The sequence below is a fragment of the Sphingobacterium sp. GW821-FHT03E03 genome (assembly GCF_059420745.1).
Window position 1 is genome coordinate 19,577 of the sequence record NZ_JBWKUH010000041.1, and the last position, 11,859, is coordinate 31,435.

General features: G+C 38.2%; 6 protein-coding genes. All 6 read right to left on the minus strand.

What is annotated here, in order from left to right:
* Positions 1-9 precede the first annotated feature (9 nt).
* The 6 genes from AC07UV_RS24615 to AC07UV_RS24640 all read right to left on the minus strand — a co-directional run bounded on the left by AC07UV_RS24615 (position 10) and on the right by AC07UV_RS24640 (position 11,599).
* Positions 10-2,943, minus strand: coding sequence for a SusC/RagA family TonB-linked outer membrane protein (locus tag AC07UV_RS24615; RefSeq protein WP_495185675.1), 2,934 nt, complete (start codon positions 2,941-2,943; stop codon positions 10-12).
* Positions 2,944-3,510: 567 nt separating this feature from the next.
* Positions 3,511-5,106, minus strand: coding sequence for a M60 family metallopeptidase (locus tag AC07UV_RS24620; protein ID WP_495185676.1), 1,596 nt, complete (start codon positions 5,104-5,106; stop codon positions 3,511-3,513).
* A 187-nt stretch (positions 5,107-5,293) separates the two neighbouring features.
* Positions 5,294-6,283 carry a hypothetical protein gene (locus AC07UV_RS24625; RefSeq protein WP_495185677.1) on the minus strand — a complete coding sequence of 330 codons (990 nt, stop codon included), beginning with the start codon at positions 6,281-6,283 and terminating at the stop codon, positions 5,294-5,296.
* 5 nt (positions 6,284-6,288) lie between these two features.
* A complete protein-coding gene (locus AC07UV_RS24630) occupies positions 6,289-6,975 on the minus strand; it encodes a hypothetical protein (RefSeq protein ID WP_495185678.1) in 687 nt (228 codons plus the stop codon).
* Between the two features lie 11 nt (positions 6,976-6,986).
* Positions 6,987-8,435 (minus strand): RagB/SusD family nutrient uptake outer membrane protein, encoded by a 1,449-nt coding sequence (locus AC07UV_RS24635; protein WP_495185679.1) that lies wholly within the window; start codon positions 8,433-8,435, stop codon positions 6,987-6,989.
* A gap of 11 nt (positions 8,436-8,446) precedes the next feature.
* Positions 8,447-11,599: a SusC/RagA family TonB-linked outer membrane protein gene (locus AC07UV_RS24640; RefSeq protein ID WP_282251029.1), complete on the minus strand. Its 3,153-nt coding sequence runs from the start codon at positions 11,597-11,599 to the stop codon at positions 8,447-8,449.
* Between the last annotated feature and the right edge of the window lie 260 nt (positions 11,600-11,859).

The window sequence follows — 11,859 nt, forward strand, 5'->3', positions numbered from 1 at the left end:
ATTAAATTATTACAGCTCTAACTTAACGCCTAAGGAAACCATTGGGGACAATGGTAGTCCATAACCTGTATAATATCCATTAAAATCTATCAGTTCGGGATCCGCTCCTGAAAACTTGGAAATCGTCAATAAATTGGTACCTGAAACGTAAACGTAAGCTCTACGAATGGTCTTCATCTTGTCTTTTACATTGTTCAATTGAGCAAGATCGTAGCCTATCGTCAAGGATCTCAACTTCAAGAAAGAAGCATTTTCCAGAAACAGATCTTGATCCACACGGTAGGCAACAATCGGACTCCAAGGATTATAAATCGGGTATTTATTCAAATCAACATCTTGCTGCCAATGAAATACTTCGCGAATCCCCTCCAATGAATTGGTGTTTTCGGTATTGATGAAATTATACTTATTTGAAGCGCGTTGATTCAAGGCCTTATGCCCAAGCGCAAAATACCATTGCATATTCAGGTCGAAACCTTTGTATTTGAAATAGTTTTGAAACGAACCTGTTAGCTTTGGCATAGCATTACCTTTCAAGACACGATCTTCATCATTGATTTTAAAATCTCCGTTTTGGTCTTTCCAGATAGGGTCTCCCGCGGCAAAATCCACTCCGTCAAACTGCAGTTTTTGACCGTTTTGTACGGGGATACTCGCCTCAGTATCATAAGTTCCTTGATTTTCGTACAACCAAAACTGATCAATAGCTTCACCCACTTTTAATAATCTATTGCCAACTTTCAACTGCTTGCGTCCTCCTGGAAGTGCCGTCAATTTATTTTGATTGTAATTTAGATTAAGTGATGTATTCCATTGTAATGTCTCAGGATTAGACAATACTTTTGCAGACAGGTTGACATCCAACCCAGTGTTTTTTACACTTAAGCCATTAACAATTTGTCCAGAATAACCATACTCAGCAGGAATAGGTGAATTAATCAATTGATTTACATCTTTCTTTTGGTATAAGGAGACTTCAAAATCAATTTTTTTCTCCAATAAGGTTCCATCTAAGGTCAATTCGGCATGATCTGTATAAGGCCATTTGATATCGTAACCTACCCAACCTTCTGAATAAGGTCTGGATGCAACGGCAAAACCATTATAGGATACCAAGGACTTTTCGGATCCCCAATTTAGATCTGCGGTATAATTTGGGCCAATGGCAAATTTACTTGTAAATACCGGTTTCCCAATTCGCGCCCAGGAGGCTTTTACGCCCAAATGGTTAAATAAATTATCCTCATTTTCGGGAATCAAATGATATTTCGCAGCGAATGACGGTGTCATCAACCAACGTGAATCAGGTTGCATTGTTGAAGAACCATCATAACGTAAAACCGCATTCAAGTCCAAGAGATTTTTGTAGCTATAATTGGCAGCCAAATACAGGGAGTGCAATCTAAAATCTTCGCGATTACTGTACCTATTCACATATAGCCCCCCAATCGGCACTAAATAACTTCCTTTTTGAGGATCGCCATCTACAACGTTAACCTTGATAAAATCGTTTGGTCCATCATAAGCACGCGCATAATTGTAACGATAGAGGTCTTGTGTATAAGACGATCCTAAAGTCAAATCCAATTTATGCTGTTCTTGGAATTCCAAGTTATATTCCAGGCGGTTATTATACACCAAGCGTTGATTAAAACCAAAATAACTCGACATATAGTTATTGGTTTCCATCAATGAACCAGGGAAAAAAGCTTGTCTTGCACCCTCAGAATAATCAATTCCTAAGGAAGTATTAAATTTTAGGTTCTTGAGAAAATAAAGATCTAATGTTACCAGCGAATTTAAGAAATTGACGGTATTCTTATCCAAAGCCGCTTTATAGATATCTAGATACTGTGCATACATATCCTTTCCTGGTGAAATTGGCACAGATAAATCAGGCACATAAGAAGCTTCACCAAATCGATCTCTGAGACTGCGATTGCGATCTCTCAAACTACGACTTGCATTGATTGTGGCACCAAAATTCAACCATTTAAAAGGAGCCATATTAACGTTAAACAAGGCATTGTATCGCTCGATATTAGTTTTGTCAGCCGAACTTGCATTCTTGGTATACCCTCCTACGAACGAAAAGTTCGCACGATCATTACCACCACGTATACCTAAACTTCCACCATAGATCGGCGTAGTTTTATAATAATCTTCATTCCAATTCGCTGGTCCGTAATAATTTACATTAGTCGAATCGCTCAGATATCCTGGGTAATTCAAACGGTCAGTAACTGATCCATATTTGTTATAGAATACCGATCGGAACATATTCTCATATTGGGCATTTACGGGGGTTACTACTGGTTTTGTTGCTAGCCCAACATATGTATTAATGAAAATTTGACGGTCCCCCTCTCTACCCGGTTTTGTCAGGATCCAAATTGCTCCATTAGCTGCTAGCGGTCCAAGCCTTGCCAATTTAACCGGATCTTTTACCACTTCGATAGACTCTACAGTTGCTAGGTCAATACCTGCGAAGTTGTCGGTTGCTGGTCCAATACGATTAAACTGATACTGCTGAATTGAATAGGCAAAGTTGTTATCTCTTGCAATGGGTATTCCATTGACAAATACTGCTGGTTGCACATTAATCGCATCTTTGATTTCGAATAATGGCGATCCTAATCCCCGAAGTACCATATTCTTTGGCGCTCCTGGTTCGCCTGTCGCTTCTTGTACGTAGAGACCGGCAACTTGCCCTTTTAAAACCTCTGGAATACTGACAACAGGCAGTGTTTCAACGTTTCTTAAATGGAGACTGTCTCTAACACCTTGTTTTTGCAATAAGGTAGCCAGTCGCCCTCTAAGTAATCGCTTGTCAACCTCATTGATTTCAGAAGTATCTTGTTTTGAAACCCAAAAATTAAGGTGGTTAGCCTTTACATTTGAGCACATAGGGACAAGAAATAAAAAACAAAATAGTCTTTTCATTCGATTTTATGTCTTAGGCTTAAAAAAAAATTGGCACTATTTAGCTTATAAAAACTATATAACGGCTCTGAATAATTGTTAGACTTTTAGGTCTTATTAATAATTGATAGTACGTAACAATGATATAACAAAAACTTTAGAGTGGTTAGAGGTCAGCTAAACGAAATCGATTGCGTAATCGACACAAACGATTGCACAATTTATTCCTCATTGTCTATAAACAAAGTAGTTTTATAATTTTATAAAAAAAGTTCTCTTCATCACTATATTTAATTAAAAATCTAAACGTTTTCAGTAAATACTTTTATGGATTGTTTTTTAGGAAATGATGGGAAGGCAAGTCCAAGCAATTCGAAATTGAAAGCTCTTCTAAGTTTAGCATCAAAGAAGCGATGCAAGCTATAAGGTCAAAAATATTTAAATCGATAACGATCCGAATTTATGTCGAACGATAATGTGAATAACTGATCATACGTCACCTGCTGATTGCTATAGGAATTGGCTTAAAACAAGAAACTCCAAATTACTTTCGCAATTCGGAGTTTCAAGCTCTATACGTAGTCAATATTAATTGTCTCTTAGCGTCGTAAGATCTATTTTAGGTTGGGACAAGTTCATATTCTTAATAGCCTTCTTGCATTCATCAACCATTTCTTGCGTCATTGTATAAGTATACTTTCCGTAATCATCATACTCCAATGTACCAATATAAAAGAATCCATACTTATCGAAGAAATCCGTCAGATCTATTTTGGCAACCTCACACGCTGTTTTAACAAAGTTTAATTGATGAACAGCTGGATTCCGTTCGCCCATCATCCTATCGAAACTCCAATCCGAACGACCCCTTCGTGAAGGTTTATCCCTATGCTGTTGACGAAAAGCCTCAAATAGATCCGCATAAAAATCTGGACGCTTTCCAACTCCTTCAAAATATAACTGTAATTGCCAGAAAGGGATTAAACGATTAAATACATCAGGATCGGATAAGTAAGAAATTCTCTTCTCAATAATACTGGATTTGGCTTTTTCAAAGTTATTCTGCTCAGAAACGCGTGTTTTATTACCAAATGATCGTGTTACATATAAAGAAAACAGGTTATTGCTCACTTCACCAAGTCCACCCCAATTAAACATTGGTCGCGTCTGATGCACATGTCCTACTTCATGACTAAACCCCCAGCACGGATCTCCCTTAATTACTGAAGCTGGATCGACAACCATACGCATTGCATAACCAACTTTATCGCCCATATAGGCAACCCCATCTCCATCACGGAACATGTAATAATTATAATTTACCCGTGCAAGGATACGGTTCCTAGGAACTTTCTTATATTTTTCCAAACCCATCAAACGATGCTGCCTGAATACTAAAGAATCATAATTACTGATCAGTTCAACTCCTCTTCCATAGGCATATTTCTTCATTGCCTCAATAGGATAAGCTGTCTGTATATGTTCGCCCTTCGCATCCATAATTGGAAAGACTGCATGATCAATCAGACTGTCCCATTCTTTGTTGCCCTGTTTTTTTATATCAAAATATCCGTTTACCTGTCCTGTTGGAAAATGTACCGTAACAGGTTTTTCTTTTTCAGGTTCGTCGGAGAAATAATCGATATAAGCTAAACTTCCAAAATCGTTGAGCTGGATAATATTCACGCCATTATGCAGCCTAAATTCTTGCTTTTCTAATCCCCAGCCTTTCGGATCTTCTGTAGGCTTGGCTGGATCTGGAGCTTTACGCAGCCAATTTGGTACCACTAGGTTAACTTCTTTGCCAGTTGCAATACCATCCACAATGACAATATGCCGCCCTTTTGGAAGGTATACCCCAGTTATATTCTCATACTTGCTATAGCCATCACCAATACTCAACTGATGGCCCAATGTCGATGGATTCAGTAAGGCAGAATAAGTCGCATATCTATACTCTTTATTGTATTTACCATCTAGCATAGATAAAGCTACCCTGCGCAATGTGGTGTCACCAATCTGCTCGATCTGCTTTTTCTTAATACCTTTTTTTAGTTTTAATGCCAATGCATCTTCGAACACGGAAAGATCCGCATAGGTCTGCTTAAAATCCTGAGCAGATTGTGCCATTAGATTGGCACTAAACAATAGACCCATCCCTAAGGCCATAAATTTATTTATCATATCGATTATTATTTTGGTTATATCTTTAATTCAATTATGTCAATTAGTATAACATATAATTTATTCTATTTTCTATTCAACAGACCTAAAATCTACATTGTTCAACTACATAAAAAACAAATGTTCTATTATATGAAAAGGAGGTATACAAAAGCACACCTCCTTTTCATACAATAGCATATGATAACTAATTCACCCTCGTCACCTGCGGGACTATAACCTCCACTTGATATGTCCCTGGAACAAATGCTTGAAAAGAAAATCTCGCATTACATGAATAGGTATTATAAGGCAGGTCTAGACTATCATCAAATTTAACATAAGGCGCTGGAATTCGGTAATAATAATTAAATCCGTTGCCCAATGACACCAATGGGAAAGGCAACACACCATAAACAAACTCCATCCGATCATCAAATAACGTCGTTGAAATAGAGTAATCTTGCATTGTCTGCAAATATCCACCAGCCGTTCCAGACATAGGGCGTCTCGCTATTTCACCTTTTTTTGGATTAAATGGAAGACCATTTTTATCCACTATTTTTACAACCACTTTGTTTTCTCCAAGTCCCAAATAAGTAACTTTAATATGACTGGCGTTGCTTGGGATAGATTTTGTGGTCGTTTCCGCCCCAACCTTCATCGCAACAGTAGATCTAACTGCCGGAACATCGTAGTAAGGTGCTTCGACCAGTGAAAACTCACCAATTGCAGGGTATACTCTGGTTCCAACCGCATTTTTTATTTCGAGATCAAACACATAGTTACCCTTTGGCAGCTTTAACGTATTTGGAGTTGCCTCAATTGCTCCTGAAAATTTATTTATACTTAACGCTGTCATTACAGTATCTTTCTGTTTTGCTGCAATTAAGTCCAATGTGGTATCCACCTTGGAATCGTATAGTTTTTTCCAGATTTTAATAGGAAATGTTTGCAAGAAAATATCTGTTACATCCTTTCCTGTTTCCTTCTGATATACTTTCAACAATTTGACCTCAATAGGCTTGCTAGAGCCTGCCGGATTTATTGCTGTTGAAACTGTAGACCGCCCCATTTGAATTTCTATGGGGAGCGTTTCATAACGTATAATGTCACTCAAGTTGCCTTCTGGTATTTTTTTACATCCTACTAGTGCAAGCGCCACAAGTCCGATAGTATATATTAATTTACTTTTCATAGTCATTAACGATAATAGAATAAAACATGTGAATTACTTAATACGTGCACCACACCTGTCGTTGTCTGCGCATTAGAAGTTTGAACTAATGTACGGCTACCAACAGGCGGAACAATGGATTTCACATCAAACACATCACCAATAGCCTGATACAGATAGGTAAACAATACTACCCTAGGAATTACAGTAGAGTTTTCATTATAACCTAATGCAGGATCTCGTGTTTCCTCGAAAGATATTATAAAATTGCCTCCTTTGTTATTTTTATATTTTTTACCTGAAGCTGTTAATTTATCATTCGTCAATTGTTCTTTGGTGATATACATATCAATAGAATCCGCAAATCGCCCCAATTCATATTTCATAATTGAGTCTACCGTCCACATTTTTTTTGGATCTACTTTTTGGACCTGTCTCGTCCGGGCCTGCACATAGTTATAAACATCATAGTCTGTTGGTGCAAAAAAAGTAACTCCCTGCGCATTGATCTTATCCTTCACACCCGCCTTATCGATCAGCATCAGTACCGTATCAAAAACACCATATTTGTTACTCTTCATCCAATCATAGGTCGTCATATTAATCTTTGGATTATGGAGGTCACCACCAACAAAATAATCGTTCTTTTTGCATGAACTCATAGCTACTATAATTCCCAATAGGCAAGCTATATTTACAATAATTTTTTTCATGATTTCTCTAATTAATGATTTTTCCACCACGGATTCTGAGTCAACAATTCATTTTGAGGCAATAGGTTGCGCATATCCAAAGGCCAATAGTATCCTTTGTTAGCAATTCTATCAGCCGAATAATAAGCCGAATATTCATCAAGTTGCTCAAACATATTCATCCGGATCAAATCAAATTGAATAACTCCCTCTCCAATGAGCTCTCTCCTCCGTTCTCTGAATATTTCTTTAAACAATTCCGCACCGGAAACTTGTATCTCTTCTAGGCCAGCTCTCTTTCTAATGGTATTTAAGTCGTTCAATGCAAGTGTTGTCTTACCATTCTTATAATAAGCCTCCGCTCTCAAAAGAATAATATCCGCAAGGCGAATTAATACCAAATTATTACTAACCGCATATTTCCCTTCTCTATACTCGACAATATCATCATATTTCCGAATAGTTTTAAGCGCAGCATTATCTGGGAACGGCATTGACATGGAGTCCAATCTTGCCTCAGGCTTATCAAATTCTGTTTCAAGAAATTCTGGTTCAATATCCCACACCGAACCACTTCCTTTACCTGGGATACTGGCACTTGACAAAAATCTACTAAAGAAATCCTCAGTGAATTCATTTCCACTCTCACTGTATAACATATTCAATTCAAAGATGGATTCTTTAGAATTACCTTTCCATATCTTGCGATAATCTTTGACGTCTTCTAAAGCATATCCGAATTTTAGCGTCTCATTCGCATACTTTTCGGCGTTAATATAGTCATGCTCCCAAGCACAAACTTCTGCCATCAAGGCATTGGCCGCTCCTTTAGATGCAAAACTCTTTGTAGGATTCTGCTGAAGGTTAGCTATTGCATACAACAAATCTTCCTTACAAAACGCCAAGGTTTCTTTTTCTGGAGTTCTAGTCATATCTGGAATATTCTGTGGGTCTTTAAAAGTCTCTTTAACCAATAACACATCACCCCAAACACGTTGCATATAGAAATAGGTGTATGCTCTCAGGAATCGCGCGTTTGCGATATAGCCCTTTTTCTCATCTTCACCTCCATCAAATAATTTAATATCCATCGCTTCGGCTTGCTCAACAATTAAATTACATTGATTAATTATACCATAGAAGCGCGTCCAGTTCCAAAGACTTCCCTCCAAGTAGGGTGCATAGCTAAATTTATAGCCCCCTGACCTTGCAAATTGGTCCATATTCCAATCTTCATCTGCCTGACGTACTATTCCCGATGCTATATCACCAAATATAAAATAGGATCGATCTGCCCGGAGTGAATTGCGCAATAGCGCATATGCACCGAGCGTAGCTCTATTCACATTTTCCCCATCCTTCCAGAACACTTCGTCATAGGTACTATTTTCTGGCTTCAAATCAAGATATTTCGAACAAGAGGAATTAAAAAGTATCATTCCCGATATCCCGATTAACGATAATATATATTTAAATTTCATTTCGATCGCTTTTAAAAGTTAACTTCTAAACCAATTGTATATTTTCTAGGTAAAGGGTAAGCTCCACCACTATACTCTCCCTGAGGGGTTACCAATTCAGCATCGGGCACCGACGCTTTTTGAAACGTGTGAAGATTATCCAACATGCCGTAGAATCTAATATTTCGCGCACCTATTTTTAACCTTTCAACGATATGTTTTGGCAGAAGATATCCGACAGAGATTGTTTTGATTTTGAAATAGGTTCCATTCTCATTAAACATGGTACTAAATGGAAGGTATTGATAGAAATAACTTCCGTAGGGAGATATCGACGGAAAGTTTGCTTGATAATTTGGATCTTTTGCCTTTTCTGGAGTCCAGTAATCCAAACCTTCTAAATCAGGCAGCCTATTATTGGTGAATTTAGTTACATTTCCACCAATAGCATTGAACTGGTTACTTTTTAGGTTATTAATAATATCCCGGCCAATCGTAAAGGTATTTAACATACTGATTGAAAAACCTTTGTATATAAACTCATTATATAGACCTCCTGTAATACGTGGATTAGGATTACCTGTCAACATTAAGTCACCGTCAGCAGCTCCTTTATCCTCATCGCTCCACGTATCCCAATCTTGATTTACATCTGCCCAAATCGGATAGCCCGGTTTAACAGGGTAATTTCCTTTAAAAACAGTGAGCGGTCTTCCTGTTACCGGATTTACAGGGATTTGATCTTGATGCGAATATACGCCTTGATACAACATTTGAGCCCAACGATAAATCGGACTACCTACTGTGTACAATAACTGTTGGTTCCAGCCTCTAGAATCAGCATAGAAGCTCCGATCACCAAATGGCAATGCACCAATTCTATTTTTATTAAAAGTCATGTTTAGATTTGTATTCCATTGCAATGCACTTGCTTTAGAAAGGTTTCTGGTCATAATGGTCAGGTCAATACCTTCATTATAAACTGTCATTGGAACATTAAACGATAACTTTGTGTAACCGGTGTAATACGGGAATGAAAATCCCATAATTGGGTCCTTAAGCACCTTTCTATAGGCATCGAACGTTACAGTTAGACGATCATTGAAAAGTCCTAAGTCGAATCCAATATTTGTTTGCTCTGATTTATTCCAGGTCAAATTCTTTAAAGTCAATGGCTTGGCAAATGATGGCACAGCGAATGTTGTACCATTATAAGTATCCGATGACAATGCCCAAACATTATATGGGGCATAAAAATCTTCTGGCAGAACCCCGGATCTACCCCAGCTTCCCCTCACTTTAAGCAAATTAACCCAAGTCAATTTTTCCATAAATTTCTCATCCGAAACGACCCAGGCTCCCGACAATGCCGGGAAAGACCCCCATTTGGTATTTACCCCAAATCTGGAAGACGCATCCGCACGCCATGATGCATTAAAGATGTAGCGTGATTTATAATCATAAGAAAACTGTCCCATATAAGACAGCAGTCCAGACTCAACTTTGTTTGTACTTGCGATTAGATCCTTGGTTGCGACACCTTGGATGACATGGATATCATCGGTTGGCAAATTAAATCCTTCCGTTTTGTGAGACAATTGTTTATCATATTGAAAGGATTGCAAGGCTGTTAAATTAATTGTATGTTTATCGTTAAATGTCTTGATATAGTTCAAAACGTTCGCGATATTATAGGTATATGCATTTCTGCCCGTTGATGCGGCATAGTTGGTTCCCTGATTAAGTTCCCTGGGCTGGAATTGGTTTCTACTATCGAGATTCGCCTGTACAGACCCTTCCAACGAATATTGCAAGCCATCAATAATGTCCACATAGGTTTTTGAGAATATATTGATATTATCGGTCTGATTATCATCTTTCAATTTATCATATTGACCCAGATAGAAATCATAATCCGCTTGGCCAAGACCTACAAAAGAAGAAGGCATCTCTCCTTGGTTAACAGGAACAACTTGATCAATACCTCTACCGAGGCCGCGTTTGCGATTAATTCTCGCTGCTGACACCATAAAATCCGATTTGATAATTGGTGAAAGCGTAAACCCAAAATTGCCCCTAATTGAATAGCGTTTAAAACCTGTGTTACGGACAACACCATCTTCGTTATAATATCCAGCAGACAATCTATAGTTAACCGACTCACTTCCACCAGAAATACTCGCATCGGCATTATCTATATTACCTGTGGTATAAAATAGATCTTGCCAATCGGTAGCATTATTATAACTACTGTTTAAACTATCGGTCAAAGGCTGTGTAAATCCACCCATTTGACTCCAAGAAGCATATTGGCTTAGTATATCCATCTTAGTCCGTCTTTCCGCAGCACCTCCCAATGTTCTTTGCAATTGAGGGCGCTCTGTAATTCCTCTGTAATAAGATGCCCGGATAGATGGAATTCCCACCCGGCCTCGTTTCGTCTTAATTACAATTACACCATTCGCTCCGCGAGAACCCCATACTGCTGTTGCTGCAGCATCTTTCTGAACAACAATACTTTCAATATCATTGATATTTATACCAGCGATATAGTTTGTTCCTGTCGCAGAAGAACCACCTAAGTCAGATACAGATAGTGGCATACCATCAATAATATACAATGGAGAGCTCATGGTGTTTGCCAGGTCGACTTCAGAATTTAGATCTGGAGATATTGTCGTATTTCCACGAACGGTGAAAGTATTCCTTGCTCCGGGCTCACCTGTAAAGTTTTGAATATTAACTCCTGCTACGCGTCCTTGTAACAGACTTTCGAAACTTGGCGCGGGCAGATCTTCAATGGTCTTTCCAGAAATCACTTGGACAGCACTGGTTGTCTTTTTGACCGATTGTTTTTGATACCCGACAACAACGACTTCATCCAATGATGAATCGTCACTTGAAAGGACCACCGGGGGAGCTTGCTGTGTTGTAACCCGGACTTCTTGTTTCTTAAAGCCGACACCAGAAAAAGTCAAAGTAACTGGAAGGCTTTTTACGGATAATGTGAACGAACCTTGCTGATTCGTTGATGCTTGATTTGTTGTACCTCGTTCTGTGACGGTCATGCCCGCCAGCGGTTGCCCTTTGCCATCTCGAACGATCCCCTCCACTGGGATTGTTTGACCGAAAACATGGAAATAAGACAACAACACGAGAAAAATCATAGGTAAGATTCTCTTCATATTAATTTAGTGTTAGTGCTAGTGAAGGTAGATCAAAAATTCTAGTCACACAAAAATTACACGACACTAAAATAATCTTTACGATATATTTTATCATATAAAACGACTCAATCGATTGCGTAACATTCACGCAATCGATTGAGGAAAATACAGCACAAAAGCGCCATATAACGAGATACAGCTAAAAATAACCCATATCACTAAGAACAATTAATACAAAAAGCTATCTACCAAAAAAAAGAAAGAAACAAATAAAAATA